14 protein-coding genes are annotated in these 18,532 nt (G+C 59.7%); 10 read left to right on the top strand and 4 right to left on the bottom strand.

Annotated elements, in window-relative coordinates:
- Window positions 1-33: 33 nt before the first annotated feature.
- Complete coding sequence (htpG, locus tag JWZ97_RS05365; RefSeq protein WP_205433780.1) at window positions 34-1,926, bottom strand: molecular chaperone HtpG; 1,893 nt, start codon at window positions 1,924-1,926, stop codon at window positions 34-36.
- 406 nt (window positions 1,927-2,332) lie between these two features.
- Between htpG and JWZ97_RS05360 the strand changes: the two genes are divergently transcribed.
- The 8 genes from JWZ97_RS05360 to glnK all read left to right on the top strand — a co-directional run bounded on the left by JWZ97_RS05360 (window position 2,333) and on the right by glnK (window position 12,410).
- On the top strand, window positions 2,333-2,920 hold the full coding sequence (locus JWZ97_RS05360; protein ID WP_205433779.1) for a hypothetical protein: 588 nt from the start codon (window positions 2,333-2,335) through the stop codon (window positions 2,918-2,920).
- A gap of 80 nt (window positions 2,921-3,000) precedes the next feature.
- Window positions 3,001-4,740, top strand: coding sequence for a multicopper oxidase domain-containing protein (locus JWZ97_RS05355; protein ID WP_205433778.1), 1,740 nt, complete (start codon window positions 3,001-3,003; stop codon window positions 4,738-4,740).
- 11 nt (window positions 4,741-4,751) lie between these two features.
- On the top strand, window positions 4,752-5,672 hold the full coding sequence (locus JWZ97_RS05350) for a copper oxidase (RefSeq protein WP_205433777.1): 921 nt from the start codon (window positions 4,752-4,754) through the stop codon (window positions 5,670-5,672).
- A gap of 280 nt (window positions 5,673-5,952) precedes the next feature.
- A complete protein-coding gene (locus JWZ97_RS05345) occupies window positions 5,953-7,827 on the top strand; it encodes a bifunctional diguanylate cyclase/phosphodiesterase (RefSeq protein ID WP_205433776.1) in 1,875 nt (624 codons plus the stop codon).
- Between the two features lie 78 nt (window positions 7,828-7,905).
- Window positions 7,906-8,397, top strand: a complete 492-nt coding sequence (locus JWZ97_RS05340; RefSeq protein ID WP_205433775.1) for a DnaJ domain-containing protein — start codon at window positions 7,906-7,908, stop codon at window positions 8,395-8,397.
- A gap of 527 nt (window positions 8,398-8,924) precedes the next feature.
- The gene (rpoS, locus tag JWZ97_RS05335; protein ID WP_205433774.1) at window positions 8,925-9,941 is read left to right on the top strand and encodes an RNA polymerase sigma factor RpoS; all 1,017 of its coding nucleotides are present in this window, start codon (window positions 8,925-8,927) and stop codon (window positions 9,939-9,941) included.
- Window positions 9,942-10,109: 168 nt separating this feature from the next.
- A complete protein-coding gene (gene acs, locus JWZ97_RS05330; protein ID WP_205433773.1) occupies window positions 10,110-12,050 on the top strand; it encodes an acetate--CoA ligase in 1,941 nt (646 codons plus the stop codon).
- Between the two features lie 21 nt (window positions 12,051-12,071).
- Window positions 12,072-12,410, top strand: a complete 339-nt coding sequence (gene glnK, locus JWZ97_RS05325) for a P-II family nitrogen regulator (RefSeq protein WP_205433772.1) — start codon at window positions 12,072-12,074, stop codon at window positions 12,408-12,410.
- 69 nt (window positions 12,411-12,479) lie between these two features.
- Here the strand turns inward: glnK and rep are convergent, their stop codons facing one another.
- Entirely contained in the window at window positions 12,480-14,501 is a 2,022-nt protein-coding gene (rep, locus tag JWZ97_RS05320) for a DNA helicase Rep (RefSeq protein WP_205433771.1), read from the bottom strand.
- Window positions 14,502-14,712: 211 nt separating this feature from the next.
- Window positions 14,713-15,165, bottom strand: a complete 453-nt coding sequence (locus JWZ97_RS05315) for a CreA family protein (protein ID WP_205433770.1) — start codon at window positions 15,163-15,165, stop codon at window positions 14,713-14,715.
- 88 nt (window positions 15,166-15,253) lie between these two features.
- Here JWZ97_RS05315 and JWZ97_RS05310 point away from each other — a divergent pair, with 88 nt between their 5' ends.
- A complete protein-coding gene (locus tag JWZ97_RS05310) occupies window positions 15,254-15,916 on the top strand; it encodes an O-methyltransferase (protein ID WP_240342496.1) in 663 nt (220 codons plus the stop codon).
- Window positions 15,917-15,993: 77 nt separating this feature from the next.
- On the opposite strand, the gene JWZ97_RS05305 is transcribed toward JWZ97_RS05310, so the two are convergent.
- Window positions 15,994-16,302: a c-type cytochrome gene (locus JWZ97_RS05305; protein ID WP_240342495.1), complete on the bottom strand. Its 309-nt coding sequence runs from the start codon at window positions 16,300-16,302 to the stop codon at window positions 15,994-15,996.
- Window positions 16,303-16,662: 360 nt separating this feature from the next.
- On the opposite strand from JWZ97_RS05305, the gene JWZ97_RS05300 reads away from it, so the two are divergent.
- Window positions 16,663-18,531, top strand: a complete 1,869-nt coding sequence (locus JWZ97_RS05300; RefSeq protein WP_205433768.1) for an extracellular solute-binding protein — start codon at window positions 16,663-16,665, stop codon at window positions 18,529-18,531.
- Window position 18,532 lies beyond the last annotated feature (1 nt).

The following is an 18,532-nucleotide window of genomic DNA, read 5'->3' as shown; positions in this document are numbered from 1 at the left end:
GTGGAGCCGGCGGGGGCTCCACGGTCGAACGTGTCAACCCAAGGTGCGTTGCAGCAGTTCGTTGAGCTTGCGCACGAAGGCGGACGGATCGTCCAGCTGCCCGCCCTCGCTGAGCACGGCCTGATCGAACAGGATGCCGGTCAGGTCGGCGAAACGCGGCTCGTCACCTTCGTCCTTCAAGCGTTGGATCAACGGGTGGTTGGGATTGATCTCGAAGATCGGCTTGGAAGCGGGCGCCTGCTGGCCGGCCGCTTTCATGATGCGCTCCATGGTGCGGCTCATGCCGTAGACCTCGCTGACCAGACAGGCCGGCGAGTCGGTCAGGCGGTGGCTGACGCGGACGCTGGCGATCTTGTCACCCAGAGCATTCTGGATACGCTCGACCAGGCCCTCGAAGTCCTTGGCCGTTTCCTCGATCTCCTTCTTGTCTTCCTCGTTTTCCAGGGTGCCCAGGTCGAGATCGCCCTTGGCCACCGATTGCAGGTGCTTGCCTTCGTAATCGGTGAGGTAGCCGACCAGCCATTCGTCCACGCGGTCGGACAGCAGCAGCACCTCGATGCCCTTCTTGCGGAAGATTTCCAGATGCGGACTGTTCTTCGCCGCGGCGTGGCTCTCGGCCGTGATGTAGTAGATCTTGTCCTGGCCTTCCGGCATGCGGGCGATGTAGTCGTCCAAGGACACGGTCTGCTCGTCGCTGCTCGTCGAGGCGAAGCGCAACAGCTTGGCGATGCGCTCCTTGTTCTTGAAGTCCTCGATGGGGCCTTCCTTCAACACTTGGCCAAATTCTTTCCAGAAGTCCCGGTATTTTTCCGGCTCGTTCTTGGCCAAATCCTCGAACAGGCCCAGCACTTTCTTGACTGCGCCGGAACGGATTTTTTCCAGCTGCTTGTTCTCCTGCAGGATCTCGCGCGAGACATTCAGGGGCAGCGAGTCGGAATCGATCACTCCACGGATGAAGCGCAGATAGCGCGGCATGAGTTTGTCGGCATCGTCCATGATGAAGACCTTGCGCACGTAGAGCTTGATGCCGTGCTTGGTATCTTTTTCCCACAGATCGAACGGCGCGTGGGTGGGCACGTAAAGCAGCAAGGTATATTCGTTAGTGCCCTCGACCCGACTGTGGATGCGCGCCAAGGGCTCCTGGAAGTCGTGCGAGACGTGCTTGTAGAACTCGGTGTACTGCTCGTCGGTAATGTCCTCGCGCGATTTGGACCAAAGGGCGGACGCGCTGTTGACCGTCTCATATTCCTCGGTCTTTTCTTCTTCCTCGCCGTAGTGCTCCTTCTTCATCTCGATGGGCAGAGAGATGTGGTCGGAGAACTTGCGGATGACCGAGCGCAGCCGCCAGCCGTCCAGGAAATCGTCCTCGCCCTCGCGGAGGTGGAGGGTCACCCGGGTACCGCGCTCGGGTTTCACGAAGCTTTCCAGGGTGTAATCGCCCTCGCCCTCGGACTCCCAGCGCACGCCGTGCTCGGCGCTGTCCCCGGCCTTGCGGGTTTCCAGCGTGACCTTGTCGGCGACGATGAAGGAGGAATAAAAGCCCACGCCGAACTGGCCGATCAACTGGCTGTCCTTGGCCTGATCGCCGGTGAGCGACTCGAAGAAATGCCGGGTGCCGGAACGGGCGATGGAGCCGATGTTGTGCTGAACCTCTTCACGCGTCATGCCGATACCGTTGTCGGTGATCGTCACGGTGCGCTTGTCCTTATCGAACTCGACCCGTATCTTCAGCTCGCTATCGCCCTCATACAGCGCATCATCGCTCAACGCGCTGAAGCGCAGCTTGTCGGCGGCATCCGAGGCATTGGAGATCAGTTCGCGCAGAAAAATTTCCTTGTTGCTATACAAGGAATGAATCATCAGTTGAAGCAGATGTTTGACTTCGGCTTCGAAGCCCAGGGTGACTTTGTTTTCGGCGACTGTCATAGCGTTAAAGATTCCTGTGAAGACGTTGGTAAACTGTGAATCTGCTGGGTCGATGCCAGCTCAGGCCAAATATGGGGCGCATGGCGTGATTTCAAGAGCACATCGCCCGATACAGGCAAATTACACCTCACTGGCCATGGTCCGAACTTGGAGCTTCCGTTCCGGTCTTAGGGCGCAGTGCCCGATGCTAATGAGCATGCTAGGCTCGCATACCCGATGCAATCCCTCATCTTTTAATCGTGGGGGCTTGTATGATAGCCTGCTAATGTTTGGTCATAACTTCCCGCTCTTCCCGTGATGCTGGCGCGGAAGGGAGGGGCGCGGCACCCTACGGCGCTAAGGGCCACTACTCTCGCTCATCCCGAGATACCATAATTATCAACCACATAAAAATGAGGGAAGAGATATGCTTAATTCAAGACTCGCCAAACTCCTGCTGCTGACCCTGAGCCTGCTCGCCACCCTGGCACCGGTCTCCAAGACCTGGGCTCATGGCGGCGCCAGCGTGGATGCCGATACCTGCCGCATCCTGGTGGGACCGCACATCGTCCACTTCACCGCCTATCAGCCTCAGATCAGTGGCACCACCGAATACTGCGACAAGATCCCCGATCTCGGGCAGGCCACCATCGTGTTCGACTACGAAGGCAAAGCCCTGCGCAACATGACGGTGGAAGTCGAGATTACCAAGGAGCCGGGCGGCACCCGCTTCTTCTACATCCCGCCGTCGACCCATTCGACCGGCAGCTTCAACACCACCCTTAACTTCACCGAGACGGGCTCCTACCTGACTCACGTGACCTTGATCAACGAAGGTCAGAAAATCGACGCCCACATTCCGTTCAAAGTCGGAAGTGCCTCGACCGAGCTCTCCAGCACCACCATCCTGGTGATCGTTGTCGTGCTGGGCGCCATCGGATACATCTTCTACCTGTCCAACGCCGGCTTCAAAGCGCTCATCGACCGCCTGATCGGCAATAAATCCAAAGCCTAAAGCCTGACCCGAAGCGGCCGCGGACTGTCCGTGGCCGCTTTTTCATGCCCGCCCTAGTCCACGGCTCAACGGTAGTTACGATGCATAAAAATTCGCTCGCTTTTCTGGTAAGCGCCGCCCTGACCGCAGTTTCCACCGGTGCGGGTGCGGTGTATTCGCCGCCTCCCAGCACCAAGGTCGAAATAGGCCAGGCAGAACCTTTCTGCAACAGCGGCGTACCGCCGGAATGGCGCGACGCGCAGTCACTGGAAGGTGTGGAGATCCAGGAATCGCGGATATGCAATCCCGACAATCCGGCCGACATTGCCGTGTTCGTCAAGGGCACCAACAATGTCTCCATGCAGACCTTGATGGACACCAATCTGGCCGCCGACGCCATCACCATGTCCAACGACATAGACGGCGACGGCGATCCGGACCATTACATCATCAAGCTGGAAGTCATGGAGCTCAACGGCCACTCCCCGGATTTCGCGGGCGTGGTACCGACCTTCGACATCGCGCCAGGCATACAGCCCGGATTCTGGGTATTCACCCCCAAGACGCGCGACATGTCCACCCGCAGCTTCGCCAGCGCGGAAGCCAACCCGCTGCTGCGTCTGCCGGCACCGGTGATCCGCGTGGAACAGGGTGACATCGTTTGGATCGTGCTGGAAAACACCCATTATTTCCCCCATTCCATTCACCTGCACGGGGTCGACCACCCCTACATGGACCATAGCGGCGAAGGCAACGACGGCGTCGGCCAGACCGGCCAGATGGACGTCATGCCGGGACAGAGCAAGACCTACGTCATCAAGCCGCGTCAGCCCGGCACCATGTATTACCACTGCCACGTGCAGCCGCACACCCATATCCCCATGGGATTGGCGGGCTTGTTCGTCGTCGAGGAAAACCGCCCCAACAACTGGGTGCAGGTGTTCAATGTCGGCGCCGGCCAGGTTCGCCATCCGTCCGTGGCCGTCAAGGAAAAATACAGCCAGGAATATGACATCCACTACCAGTCCGTGGACAAGGAACTCCACCAGCTCGTGCAAAGCGCCAACGATCCCCGCTTGATCGCCAAGGCGATGAACAATGAGTACGACATCACTGACGCCACCGACGATTACTATCTGCTCAATGGCCGCGCATTCCCCTACACGCTCAGGGAATCGCTGGTCGTCGTGCAGCCCAACGAAAAGATCAAACTGCGCATCCTGAACGGCCACACCGAACCGCTGGCCCTGCACACCCACGGCCACAAGGCCACCGAGACCCATTACGACGGCGTGTTGCAGAATCCGAGCGCGCAGATCACCCGCGACGTCTACTCCATCGCACCGGCGCAACGCCTGGATTTGGAACTGAACACGACCGACGACGGCCTGCACAGTTACGGCTCGGGCCTGTGGATGTTCCACGACCACACCGAAAAGGCGTTCACCACTGACGGCCAGGGTGAAGGCGGCAGCATCAGCCTGATCGCCTACAAGCAGTACCTCGACGAGAGGGGTACGCCCAAGACCCACGGCATGGATCTGAGCCCCTATTTCACCAAGGAATACTGGCAGCGCAAGCTGCCCGCCTGGCAGAACTGGGCCGACGATTGGGGCAGCCTGGGCGAACCGAGTTCGGGCGCGAAACCGGCCAAGTCCGCAGCGACGACCGGCAAAACGACGCCGCCTCCTGTGGCCCCGACGGAAGGCACACCCGGCTTCTGGGGGCCACTGTTCAAAGGCTTGCTGCTCGGCGTACTGGCTTATTTCGGCTATCAGCATCGGGAAAAGATCATAGCGACCGTCAAAGCGCTGATTTCCCGGTTTAAAGGCGACAAGTGAGGCTCGCGACCATGACTAAATTATTACCTGCTCTGGTATTGGCCCTGGCCGCGATCCAACCCGCGCTCGCCCAACAAGACAAAATCGTCGAACACAATGCCATGATGGACCATGGCGACGGCCACCTCATGGACATGGATGGCGCCATGGTCATGGGGCAGAACAAGGACAAGCTGCCCGCCGGCTGCGACCGCATCTCTGAAGATGTTCAGATCACCGTGCACGGCGGCCACAAATACAGCAAAAAGTTCCCAGGCACGATGTTCGCGTTCGACGACCAGGAGTGGCGAATCAAGCCTTGCACGCGTCTGACCGTCAATTTCATCAACGAGGACAACGTCCGTCACCAGTGGATGATGCACGGCTTGCCGAAATTCCTCTACGACAAGGGCATGTTCCATCTGGAAGTGAGCGGCCCCGGCAAGGTCAGCGGTACGCTCATCCTGCCCAACGAGGACAAGACCTATCTGGTGCATTGCGACCTCGCTCAGCACATGGAAAAAGGCATGAAAGCGCAGTTGGTCGTGGGCAAAGGAAGCGGGGTGTTTCCCAGCATACCCGGCCTGACCGACCCCGTTATCCCCGACGACTACGCCACCGGCAAAGCCAAGGAAGTCGAGATCGCCGCCGTCCCGGCCGGCACCAAGGACATCGGCTCTACGCTCGGTTCGGGGACGCCGACCGGGGGGGGCTCCGCGCCTTCCTCCCAATCTTCTTTCCTGAGCGGCTCGCTGGTGCTCGGGCTGGTGCTTGGCCTGTTCGGCACCCCATTCGCGATCCGTGCCGCTGGCGACCGTTTCAAGGGCAAAAGCACCGGCGAAGTACTGGCCTCCGGCCTGGAACTGCTGGGTGAATTGGCGAAACTGCTCTTGCGCTTCGTCCACTGGATCTACCGCCTTATCACTCGCCAGCGTTTTCTGCCCAAGCAATAACGACTGACCCGCGGAAATGGGTCGCCCTATCCCGGGCGGCCCAATAGACAAAGCTGCCTCCCCTGAATAAGGCCATGGACAGATCGATTTCGTTCATGGTTCTGCCAGCTCACAGCGCCGGGATGCTAGCTGCCGGCGATCGCCCTGAATAAGCCCCTCCCGTAAATTTCTAAGCTCGTTCGCGACGACGCGTATTCCGGGTTCGATGTAACCCATTCGTAATAAACATCCGCTACTTTTGGCAGGCCGCGCGAACCGTGCGCAACGACCGCCTTGTCCAATGTCCATACCACGCATCCAACGTGCGCCATCCCCCCGCGACTCGGCGTGCCTGACGCCCAGTGCGCGCACACTCTGCGATGTCGGCAAAGAGCATAGTGTCGGACAGATCCTCCAATACGTTCGCCCCATACGCTACGACGAAAACTGTCTGAAAGTGCTCGATCGCTTCCTGCACGACGACGAGCTTTACGCCACCGCCGTGATAGACAGTTGGATGAAACCGGTAGGGCTGATAGAACGGGGGCGGCTCATCGAGCTCTTCGTACGGCCCTACACACGCGACCTCCACCGGCGCAAGCCCATCGATCAGCTGATGGACACCGCTCCGGTCATCGTCGACATCGACACCGCCATTGACGATCTCGCCCGCATCATCCTCGACGCCGGCATGCGCCACATGGAAAACGGCTTCATCATCATCGAGGACGGGCGCTACGTCGGCATGGGCACAGGCCGGGCACTGCTGCAGCAAATCACCGAGCGCAAGCAGAAGAAGCTTTTCCACCTCGCACACTACGACCAGCTTACCGGCCTGGCCAACCGACTCCTGTTCGACGACCGGCTCCGCCAGGCCTGCCAACGCGCGGAAAGGCAGCAAACCTCGGCCGCCCTGCTATTCGTCGATCTGGACCGTTTCAAATATGTAAACGACACCTTGGGCCATGCCATAGGCGACAGCCTGCTGCGCGCGGTTGGGCACCGCCTGATGTCCTATGTGCGTGAAAGCGACACGGTAGCGCGTCTGGGGGGCGACGAATTCGTGATCATCATTGAGCGTATCCGCGACATCGCCGATACGGCGAAGCTGTGCGAGTCCATCGCCGCGGGCTTAGGCCAGCCGTTCATCATCCAGGACCATGAAATCCGGATCGGCGCCAGTATCGGCGTCGCAGTCTTTCCGCAGCACGATCCGACGCCGGAAGGCCTCGTGCGTAATGCCGACGCCGCCATGTACGAAGCCAAGCAAAATGGCCGCGGACGTCATGTCGTGTATTCGGAAAACCTGAGCCGCGCCGTGCTTGAGCGTTTGTCGCTGGAAAGTGAACTCCGCCATGCTATGGAAAGAACCGAGCTGAGCCTGTTTTATCAGCCGCAGATCCAGATCACCGATGGACGTATCGTCGGGGTGGAAGCTCTGATGCGCTGGCGCCATCCCACCCTGGGCTCGGTATCGCCGGCCAAATTCATTCCTGTCGCGGAGGAAACCGGCCTGATCGTCCCGCTGGGAACCTGGGCATTGCGGGAAGCCTGCAAGCAGCATCGTGCCTGGCTAGAGCAAGGCCTGCCGCCCATCCGCGTGGCCATCAACATTTCGGCTTTGCAATTCCGGCAGAAACAGTTTTTCGACCATGTCAAAGCCGTAATCGAAGAAACCGGTATCGACCCTCAATACATCGAACTCGAGCTCACGGAAAGCATGGTCATGAAGGATGCCGAACACACCGTCAGCGCATTGGCCGAACTGCGTACCTTGGGCGTCAAGCTGGCAATAGACGACTTCGGCACCGGCTATTCCAGCTTGAGCTATCTGCGCAAATTTCCGCTCGATCGCATCAAGATCGACCAGTCCTTCATCCGCGATATGCGCGAAATCCCGGCCAATCAAGCCATCGTGCGGGCCATCATCGCCCTTTGCGACAGTCTCGGTATCGAGACCATCGCCGAAGGCGTGGAAACCGAGGGCGACCTGGCGTGCCTTAAGTGCTATGCCTGCGAAGAAGCACAAGGCTACCATTTTGCCCGTCCAATGCCCGCTGCGGATTTCGAAGCCTGGTACAAGGGGCGCGCCGAACCCATCCCACCCAGTGAGCCTTGGCGACTCGACGTTCAGGAAACAGCCTGCCCCGAAGCCTGTTGTTGCCACGGCGAATGAAACCGGCGAGCGCCCAGGGCAGCGAACGCGAATCCGGCGGAGTAGAATTCCGGCACATCTCTTTCGGACATAGCCGCCATGGTTCAACTGCTGTTACTGGGTCTACTACTCCTGTTCGTGTTTTACGGAATGAACGCTTTCTTCCGCCGCGTCTCGCGGCAAACGGCAGCGGCATTGCGCCGCAGCATGTGGTGGGGAGTCTTGTTCATCCTGTTGATCCTGGCCGCGACCGGACGACTGAATTGGCTGGTCCCCGCCATAGGCGCGCTGGTCGCAGCGGCCACACGGCTCGGACCTTTGCTCTTACAGTTTGCACCGGTACTTCAGAAGCTGTTTCGCCAAACCCAGGCGGAGGAAAAGGACGGCGCGGGCGGGTACCGGCCGACATCGACGGGGAGGATGACCCGCGAGGAGGCCTATGAAGTACTCGGCTTGTCGAGTGGCGCCACGCGCGAAGAAATCATCGCGGCTCATCGCCGTCTCATGCAGAAACTACACCCGGACCGCGGTGGCTCGGACTTTCTGGCGGCGCAAATCAACAAGGCCAAGGACACGCTGCTCAACGCCTGACCCCCGCGTATCCGACCCTGGAGCGGGCTGCCCACGGAGGACTCGGCTCGCTCTCGGCACTCTCCCCACACGGCGTAAAGCCTCCGCCTACACCGCCGCGGGAAACTCCGTTCGCCGCCCCCGAGCGGGAGAATGAAAAATTTGTTTATGGTCTACACTAGGCCGCGGTCAATCGGAACGGCAACCCTTCTCACCTCGAAAACTACCAGACGCCTTGCTCAGACGCCGTGTTAAGGAACAGAAGACCTAGCGGAACACGGCCCCGACTTAGGCATTCGATACGGCTACGACAGAAACTGCGGGCCCAGCTCAACGTAGCGCCGCTGCGTTTGTATCGAGATGAGGGATGATATTTGAAAACATCTTTAAAAAAGCCTCTAAAGTATCGTGAAGAAAAGTCGCTATTCCTCGCAAGGCTATTGTTTGTATGCGTTTGAGTTAACCAGGCAGCACCGTTCTCAAACTCATCGGTCTAATTCAAGCAACCGCTTTCAACATCATCACTCATAGATTTATGGAGAACCAGGATGTCTGAGCTAGCCATAGACGCATTGTCTCCCTCTCTCGAGCACTCAGCCTTCGACGAGGCCGCGCCTTTCATCGCCGACCTCGAAGCCGAAACTGAATTCGCCGAAGAATTGGAAGAGGAAGAGATCGAAGAGCCATCCGGCGAATGGAATGAATCGGAGATGGGTGCCGCAGCCCCCGACTTCAATTACGACGCCACCCGGCTTTACTTGAAGGAATTAAGCTCCTCACACCTGTTGACCGCGGACGAGGAAAAGCACTATGGCCGCCTCGCGCAGCAAGGCGATGCGAGTGCGCGCAAGAAGATGATCGAGTGCAATTTGCGCTTGGTCGTCAAGATCGCCCGGCGTTATCTCAATCGCGGACTCCCCTTGCTGGACCTGATCGAAGAAGGCAACCTCGGACTGATTCGCGCGGTGGAGAAATTTGAGCCCGATCGCGGTTTCCGTTTTTCCACCTATGCGACCTGGTGGATAAGGCAAACGATAGAGCGCGCGATCATGAACCAGACCCGCACGATCCGACTGCCGATCCACGTCGTTAAGGAAATGAACGTATACCTGCGGGCATTCCGGCAACTCGCCAATCAACTGGACCGCGACCCCAGCGCCAACGACGTCGCCCGTCACCTGGACAAGCCGGTCAAAACGGTCGAGAAAATGCTCAAGCTCAACGAGCGCGTCACCTCGGTGGATGTTCCGATCAAGAAAGATTCCGAGAAATCTTTGATCGACTCCATCTCCGACGAAGACATCCCCTCCCTGACCGATGCGCTGCAAAACGAACGCATCGCCCGCAGCCTGTCCGGCTGGCTGGAGCAGTTGACCGAAAAGCAGCGCGAAGTGGTATCGCGCCGTTACGGATTGCGAGGATACGAAAGCTCCACCCTGGAAGAAGTCGCCAACGAAATGGGAGTTACCCGTGAGCGGGTCCGGCAGATCCAGATGGAAGGCATCAAACGGCTGCGTGAAATACTCGAAGTGGAGGGTATCACCGTGGACGCCGTGTTCCATTGACACTGGCATGAGCTGACGCTACTCATCACCGAACCATACGACGAGCAGTAAGGCCGACCGCCACAAGCGGTCGGCCTTTTGCGCTTTCAGGGCAAGCCAACTCGAACGAAAGCCGTTTTTTTGTAAAAATACCGACCGCCGCGCACTCTCATAAGGAAACTCATAACGATGTCAGCCGACAAGATCTACGAGGTTCCCCCGGAAATCGCCTCCAGTGCACAAATCGACGAAGCGAAGTACCGGGAAATGTACGACCGCTCGATCAGACAGCCGGAAGCCTTCTGGTCGGAACAGGCCGAGAAATTCCTCACCTGGATCAAACCATGGGAAAAGGTGCAGGACTGCGACTTCCACACAGGGCGCATACATTGGTTCCAAGGCGGCAAGCTCAATGTCAGCTTCAACTGTCTGGATCGTCACCTGGCCGAGAGAAGCGAACAGACGGCCATCCTCTGGGAAGGCGACGACCCAAGCGTCGACCGGAAGATCAGCTACCGGGAATTGCACGAGCAGGTCTGTCGTTTCGCCAATACGCTCAAGTCCCACGGGGTCGGTAAAGGGGATAGGGTATGCATCTACATGCCCATGGTGCCGGAAGCCGCCATTGCCATGCTGGCCTGCGCGCGGATAGGCGCCATCCACTCCATCGTTTTCGGCGGCTTTTCGTCGGAAGCGTTGAAAGACCGCATCCAGGATGCGGATTGCCGATACGCCGTCTGTGCCGACGAGGGCAGACGCGGCGGCAAGCACGTCCCGCTTAAGGCTAATCTGGACCATGCCTTGGAATCCTGCCCGAACGTGCAAACCGTATTCGTCGTCCGCGTCACCGGGGCACCTATCGATTGGGTCGAAAATCGTGATGTCTGGTATCACGAGGCGGTCGAACAGGCCTCAAGCGACTGTCCGCCCGAAGAAATGGATGCGGAAGACCCCTTGTTCATCCTCTACACCTCGGGCTCGACCGGCAAACCCAAGGGTGTGCTGCATACCACGGGTGGCTACCTGCTCTACACGGCGATGACCCATCGCTACGTTTTCGATTACCGGGACGGAGAAATCTACTGGTGTACCGCCGATGTCGGCTGGGTCACGGGTCATTCCTATATCGTGTATGGCCCTTTGTGCAACGGAGCGACCACGCTCATGTACGAAGGCGTACCGACTTACCCGAAGCCCGACCGCTTCTGGCAAATCATAGACAAACACCGGGTCAACATCTTCTACACGGCCCCGACGGCAATACGCGCCCTCATGGGGTTGGGCGACGACCTGGTTCGACACACCAGCCGGGCAAGCCTGCGCATCCTGGGTTCGGTCGGCGAGCCGATCAATCCCGAGGCCTGGGAGTGGTATTACCACGTCGTGGGTGATGGTCGCTGCCCTGTCGTCGACACCTGGTGGCAAACCGAAACCGGCGGCATACTCATCACCCCCTTGCCCGGAGCCACCCGCTTGAAGCCCGGCTCGGCCACCCTGCCCTTTTTTGGCATTAAGCCCGGCATCTTCGATGCGCAAGGCAATGAATTGGAAGGCGTGACCGAAGGCGTGCTGGTTCTCGATACCTCCTGGCCGGGCCAGGCACGCACGGTTTACGGCAATCATCAGCGCTTCGTTGAAACGTATTTTTCCACTTATCCGGGCAAGTATTTCACCGGCGACGGCGCCCGCCGCGACCAGGACGGCTATTACTGGATCACCGGCCGGGTGGACGATGTGTTGAACGTGTCCGGCCACCGCATGGGAACCGCCGAAATCGAAAGTGCGCTGGTGCTGCACGATGCCGTTGCAGAGGCGGCCGTGGTCGGCTATCCCCACGACATCAAGGGACAGGGGATATACGCCTATGTGACCCTGGTAAGCGGGATAAAACCCAGCGACGAGCTAAAAAAGGAATTGATACAACTCGTGCGTCAGGAAATAGGTCCCATCGCCACGCCCGACTATATCCAGTGGGCTCCTAACCTACCTAAAACGCGTTCAGGTAAAATCATGCGCCGTATCCTGCGCAAGGTAGCGGCGAACGACGTCGACAACCTGGGAGACACCTCCACGCTGGCCGACCCCGGCGTGGTGGACGACATCATCCATAATAGGGTCCGGCCCAATTAATGAAACCGAAGGAGCTACCTCATGAAGTTAATCACTGCGATCATCAAACCCTTTAAACTGGACGACGTGCGCGAAGCCCTGTCGGACATCGGCATCAGCGGCGTGACGGTCACCGAGGTCAAGGGATTCGGTCGCCAGAAGGGTCATACCGAGCTCTACCGTGGCGCCGAATACGTCGTCGACTTTCTGCCCAAGGTAAAAATCGAGATCGCGGTGACCGACGATGCGGCCGATCAGGCTGTGGACGCGATCATCAAAGCCGCCAACACCGGCAAGATCGGCGACGGCAAGATTTTTATCAGCAACCTGGAACAAGTCATCCGCATTCGCACCGGCGAAACGGGCGAACAAGCCATCTAAGACCGGCCATACCCGACGGGATATCCTTTTTTAGCCTTCAATCGGGTTTTCTGCGCCAACGCGGCCCGCTCAGCTTCCCAGCATGGACTTGAGCTGGGCCAGCGAGGCGCGCCCGCGCTCCTTTTTCACTTCGGGATCGACCGGATTACGGTCCGGCCATTCCAATTCTTCCGCGGGCAATTCGTCCAGAAACCGGCTCGGCCGGCAATCGGCCATCTCGCCATAGCGCTTGCGGTGGGTGCAATAGCTGATGCTGAGCTGCTTCTGCGCGCGGGTGATGCCCACATAAGCCAGCCGGCGTTCTTCTTCTATGGTGTTTTCCTCGATGCTGGTCTGGTGCGGCAACAGGTTTTCCTCGGCACCGACCAGATAGACATAGGGAAACTCCAGCCCTTTTGCCGCATGCAGAGTCATGAGGCTGACCCGGTCGCCGCTGTTTTCTTCTTCCTGGCGATCCAGGATATCCAGCAGCATGATGCGGGCGACGGTTTCCGCCAGCGACTTGTCCTGTCCCTCGTCGTCCTTGCCTATGCGTCTGAGCCAATCCAGCAATTCCCGCACATTGCCCATGCGGCGGTCCGCCTGGGCATCGCTGGTGCTGACCTCGCGTAGCCAGTCCTCGTAGCCCAGCGCTTCGATGAACTCGTCCAAAACGGCAAAGGTATCGCCACGACCGGCGCGATCGCCCACATCCGTCAGCCATTCGCCGAAGTGGCGCAGCCGTTGGACCGCATTTTCCGGTAACACCTGCCCCAAGCCCAGTTCGAAGCAGGCGGCGAACAGACTCACTTGGCGCCGGTTCGCGTATAGGCTGAGTTTTTCCAAGGTGGTCGGACCGATCTCGCGGCGCGGGGTGTTGACCACGCGCAGGAAAGCCGCGTCGTCGTCCGGATTGACCAGCAGGCGCAGATAGGCGAGCACGTCCTTGATCTCGGCATTGGCGAAGAAGGACGCCCCGCCGCTGATGAAATAAGGCACGCTATGTTCGCGCAAGGTGCGCTCGAACAGGCGCGATTGATGATTGCCGCGATACAGGATGGCGTAATCGGCAAAGGCGGTATTGTGGCGGAACTTGTGATGGACGATATCGGAAACCACCTGGCGCGCTTCCGCGATCTCGTCCCTGGCCTTGAGTATGCGCACGGGGTCGCCGTGTCCCAAGGCGCTCCATAGGCGCTTCTCGAATACGTGCGGATTGTTGGCGATGAGTTGGTTGGCGACCTTCAGGATGCGGCCGGTGGAACGGTAGTTCTGCTCCAGTTTGACCACTTCCAGGCGCGGATAATCGCGCTGCAGCTGGGCCAGATTCTCCGGCTGTGCGCCGCGCCAGGCATAAATGGACTGGTCGTCGTCGCCCACCACGGTGAATCGCCCCAACGTCCCGGTGAGCAGTTTGACCATCTGGTATTGAGTCAAATTGGTGTCTTGATATTCGTCCACCAGCAGATAGCGGATCTGCCTGCGCCACTTCTCCAGTACCTCGGGCTGATCCTGGAACAGCAGCACCGGCTGGAAGATCAGGTCGTCGAAATCAACCGCGTTATAGGCACGTATCTGGCGGACGTAATCGGCATAAATCCGGGCGGCGATCGCCTCGTCCGGCAACAAGTCGCCCAGGCTCGAGGCCTGCTCGGGGGTCAGAAACAGATTCTTCCAGCGACTGATACGCTGGGCGTAGAAATCCACCTTGTCGATGTCGTAGGCGGCGGGCCCGTGCTGGATCAGCTCCTTGAGCAATACCGTACGGTCGTGCTCGTCGAAGATGGAAATGGCCGGTTTGAATCCGAGCGCCTTATGCTCACGGCGCACGATGTCCAGCCCGAGCGCGTGGAACGTGGAAACACGCAGGCCGCGCGCGTCCTTGTCCGGCACCAGTTTGCTTACGCGCTGCTTCATTTCCCGCGCCGCCTTGTTGGTGAACGTCACCGCGGCGATATGCCGGGCGGGTGTGCCCTGACGGATGAGGTAGGCGATCTTTTCGGTGATCACCCGCGTCTTGCCGCTGCCAGCACCGGCCAGAACCAGCAGCGGATGCTCGATTTGGCGGACGGCGGCGAGTTGTTGGGGGTTTAAGGTATGGTGATTAGACATGTGGCGATACGCGCGCCCAATGAAGGCCCGCGGCTGGGCAAAGCGCGCCCCGGACCCAATCCTTAGGGACCATCATCCCGACCGCTGGCTTCGATGTTTACAGACTAAGGGCGTAAGCGCAAGTCTCCGCTTCCCCGAGAAGGGGGGCGGCCTCAGGCGCAAAGGGGGCAAAACGGGCTCGAACCCTTGATGTGCGTTTTTCCAGCTTACCCTACTTGCCGCCCCAAGGCATCACCGGTACGGTGGACAGACTGCTGGCAGGTGCGCCTTCGATGATCTTCTGGCTGACCGCGAGATAGACCAGGGTGTTGTTCCTGGCGTCGAACAGGCGGATCACATCGGTGGTCTTGAAGAAGACCGAGGTATCTTCCGAGAACACCTTTTCCCCGCTCCTCAGGCCGGCCGGCAAGCTGATGGGACCCGTCTGCCGGCAAGCCAGGCTGAACTTCGACGGGTCTTCCGCCAGGCCCACCGCGCCTGCGATCCCGCCGGTGCGGGCCTGGCTGATATGGCAAGTGACCCCCGGAATCTTGGGATCGGAGAAGGCGTCCACGCAGATCTTGTGGTTGGCGCCTATCAGCTTCCATGCCGTCGTGACGCAGCCGATTTCTTCGGCGCCGGCCGCGGTGGAAAACAGCAGCGCACACAAAAGGTGTTTATTCATGGAACTTGGCCTGTTATGAATGTCGAACCGAAGGTCGCGCCGCGTGCGCGGCGTTCGGTTCATAATTCGAATTGTCATGGGAACTCACGTGTCGAACAAGTCTATCGGTCTGGATGACGCACTTTACAACTACCTGCTGTCGGTGTCCTTGCGCGAACCAGAACCCTTGCGCCGTCTGAGGGACGAAACCGCAGGACTGCCGCAGGCCAACATGCAGATCGCGCCGGAACAGGGGCAGTTCATGGCGCTGCTGGTGCGCCTGACTGGCGCCAAGCGCATCCTGGAAGTGGGCGTATTCACGGGCTACAGCTCGTTGGCCATGGCCTTGGCCCTGCCTGAAGGCGGCCAGATCACCGCCTGCGACATCCACGAAGCCTGGACCACGATTGCGCGCCGGTATTGGGAGGAAGCCGGCGTGGCCGACAAAATAGAACTCCGCTTGGCACCCGCCCTGGACACGCTGGACGGACTCCTCGGGGACGGCCAAGCGGGGCGCTACGACCTCGCCTTTATCGACGCCGACAAGGTCAACTATGACGGCTATTACGAGCGCAGCCTCAAGCTTTTGCGCCCGGGCGGACTCCTGCTGATCGACAACCTGCTGTGGGACGGCCGCGTAGCCGACCCGAAAGCGAACGACCCGGACACGGCCGCCATCCGCGCGCTCAACGAAAAAATCCACCGCGACGAACGGGTCCACAGCAGCCTGTTACCGGTGGCGGACGGTCTGGGGCTGGTCATCAAGGCGTGATGCACCCTACCGATACGGGGCAGGGGCAGAGTCAAGCCCGCTCCCCGCGCCCGCGCCATCGAGAAAGTCAGCGGATTTTATTTCAGGTTCAAAATCCAGTTCGCCAGTTGCTTGGCTTCCTCGGGTTTCACAGCGGGATTCGGCGGCATGGGCAGAGTGCCCCAAGCCCCGGCTCCTCCTTGCACGATCTTGTCGCCCAACCTGGCAGCGGCATCCGCTTGCCCTTCGTATTTCTTCGCGACCTCCCGGTAAGCCGGTCCGACCTTCTTAACGTCGATCGCATGACAATTCAAACAGCCCTTGGCTTTTGCAAGCTCTTCGTTGGCGTAAGCCGTTCCGGCGCAAGCGAACACCAGAACACCGAGCATCAAACCGGTATTTTTCATAGCCAAACTCCTGCATTGATTGGGGATTCCGCAAACACAACATTGGCGCGTCGTCGCGACCCGCTCCTTAAGCGCCCGACCGTCGCGCTACCGGCCTTTCTACGACCAAACCGGCGGACTGGCAATAGCGCCTCGGCAACTTACCGGGTACGGCCGTTGCGCCATGCGGGTCCGAGCGTGGCGCGACTTGACACTCATCGGCCGTTACCTCATTCTCCGGTGCGCGCAGACCCCGGAGTCTGCGAGACTGAACACCACTGCCACCGGCACCCCCCGTCCAGCCGGCGCAAAGACCGACTAACCGAGTGTGGCGCATACCCTTACCGCAGATCCAGGGCGCCCGATTCCGATACTTCATCGATGAGTTTATTTCGCTTGCACCCACGCCTTCCCCACTACTTGAAGGCCGTGCTCTTACTCGTGCCGCTCGGGTCTCATCCGGTCTTGGCCGATTACGGTATCGCCCAATACGGCAAACTCAAATATCCGGCCGGATTCCATCATTTCGACTATCTGAATCCCGACGCCCCCAAAGAAGGGACTCTGGTGCTTCCAAATCCGGACCGGCGCACCAGTTTCGACAAGTTCAACCCCTTCACCCTCAAGGGAAACCCGGCGCCGGGCGTCTCGGAACTGATGTTCGAAAGCCTGGCGGTCGGCAGCAGCGATGAAATCGGCAGCGCCTATGGCCTGCTGGCGGAAGACATAGCGGTCGCGCCGAACAAGCTGTCGGTCCGCTTCCGCCTGAATCCGCAGGCGCGGTTTTCCAACGGCGACCCGGTGCTGGCTCAGGACGTCAAATATTCGTTTGACACGCTGGTGAGCCCGCTGGCGAGCCCGGCTTATCGCAGCTATTTCAGTGACGTGACGGCTGCCGTGGTGGAATCGGAACGGGTGGTGCGTTTCGACTTCAAGCAGGAGAATAGCGAACTCCCACTGATCGTTGCGACCGGGCTGCCCGTATTCAGTCCCAAATGGGGACTCAAGGCCGATGGTAGCGTCACGCCCTTCGACACGCTTGCGTTCGAACCTCCAATCGGCAGCGGCCCCTATGTGATCGAAAAGTACGACGGCGGCCGCAACATCAGTTTCAGGCGCAACCCCGACTGGTGGGCCAAGGATCTCAACGTGCGCCGCGGAATGTTCAATTTCGCGACCGTCACCTTCCATTTGTACAAGGACGACATAGCGCGGCTGGAAGCCTTCAAGGCCGGCGAATTCGACGCCGTCGTGGAAAACCGGGCCAAGAGCTGGGTGCGTCGCTATGAAGGTTCCCGATTCCGCAGCGGCGAACTTCTGAAACGCGAGTTTCCGCAACACAACGGTGCCGGCATGCAGGGCTTCATCATGAATCTGCGCCGCCCCCTTTTCGCCGATGTCCGGGTACGGAAGGCACTGATCCTCGCCATGGATTTCGAGTGGCTGAACAGGCAATTGTTTTTCGACCGCTACACGCGACTGGACAGCTACTTCGCCAATACGGAAATGGCGGCGAGTTCCACGCCCGGGCGCCTGCCGGATGCCGGGGAACTGGCCGTGCTGGAGCCTTTGCGTGGCCAATTGCCGCCTGAGGTGTTCGGGCCCCTGCCACCTCCGCCGTCCACGGCGCCCCCGGGCAGCCTGCGCGACAATCTGCGCCAGGCCCGCGAGCTCCTCGCGGAAGCCGGCTGGACCTATCGCGACGGTGCCTTGCGCGATGCCCAGGGTCGCCCGTTAGAATTTGAAATCCTGGAAGATGATGCTTCCATGTCGCGCATTACCGCGGCCTTGATCCGGAATTGGGAAAAACTGGGCGTGCGCGTCACCGAGCGGCTCACCGATTTCGCACTCTACGGCAAGCGTCTGGACAGCTTCGATTTCGACATGACGAGCCTGCGCTATCCGGACGTACAGAGCCCGGGTAACGAGCAAGTGGGACGCTTCGGCAGCGAGGCCGCCAAACAGCCCGGGTCGGAAAACTATCTCGGCGTGCAGTCACCCGCCGTGGACGCGCTGATCGACCGCCTGCTCCGGGCCGCCTCGAGAGACGAACAGGTGACCATCGCCCGCGCCCTCGACCGGGTGCTGATGCACGGTCACTACGTCATCCCGGACTGGTACCTGCCTACCCATTGGGTCGCCTATCGTCGCACTCTCGGATTTGCCGAAACCCTCCCGCTTTATTATGCGGCTGGCGACTGGATACTCACCACTTGGTGGCGTCAGCCCGAATCTACGAGCCAGCCCTGAT

This window comes from Methylococcus sp. EFPC2 (assembly GCF_016925495.1).
GTDB lineage: Bacteria > Pseudomonadota > Gammaproteobacteria > Methylococcales > Methylococcaceae > EFPC2.
Note: the sequence above shows the minus strand (reverse complement) of the source record. Positions and strands in the feature narration are given on the sequence as shown.

Coding starts and splice junctions, on each gene's coding strand:
- rep (WP_205433771.1), bottom strand. CDS start 14,501: ATGTCTAATCACCATACCTTAAACCCCCAACAACTCGCCGCCGTCCGC.
- rpoS (WP_205433774.1), top strand. CDS start 8,925: ATGTCTGAGCTAGCCATAGACGCATTGTCTCCCTCTCTCGAGCACTCA.
- JWZ97_RS05355 (WP_205433778.1), top strand. CDS start 3,001: ATGCATAAAAATTCGCTCGCTTTTCTGGTAAGCGCCGCCCTGACCGCA.
- JWZ97_RS05315 (WP_205433770.1), bottom strand. CDS start 15,165: ATGAATAAACACCTTTTGTGTGCGCTGCTGTTTTCCACCGCGGCCGGC.
- htpG (WP_205433780.1), bottom strand. CDS start 1,926: ATGACAGTCGCCGAAAACAAAGTCACCCTGGGCTTCGAAGCCGAAGTC.
- glnK (WP_205433772.1), top strand. CDS start 12,072: ATGAAGTTAATCACTGCGATCATCAAACCCTTTAAACTGGACGACGTG.
- JWZ97_RS05340 (WP_205433775.1), top strand. CDS start 7,906: ATGGTTCAACTGCTGTTACTGGGTCTACTACTCCTGTTCGTGTTTTAC.
- acs (WP_205433773.1), top strand. CDS start 10,110: ATGTCAGCCGACAAGATCTACGAGGTTCCCCCGGAAATCGCCTCCAGT.
- JWZ97_RS05345 (WP_205433776.1), top strand. CDS start 5,953: ATGTCCATACCACGCATCCAACGTGCGCCATCCCCCCGCGACTCGGCG.
- JWZ97_RS05300 (WP_205433768.1), top strand. CDS start 16,663: ATGAGTTTATTTCGCTTGCACCCACGCCTTCCCCACTACTTGAAGGCC.
- JWZ97_RS05360 (WP_205433779.1), top strand. CDS start 2,333: ATGCTTAATTCAAGACTCGCCAAACTCCTGCTGCTGACCCTGAGCCTG.
- JWZ97_RS05350 (WP_205433777.1), top strand. CDS start 4,752: ATGACTAAATTATTACCTGCTCTGGTATTGGCCCTGGCCGCGATCCAA.
- JWZ97_RS05305 (WP_240342495.1), bottom strand. CDS start 16,302: ATGAAAAATACCGGTTTGATGCTCGGTGTTCTGGTGTTCGCTTGCGCC.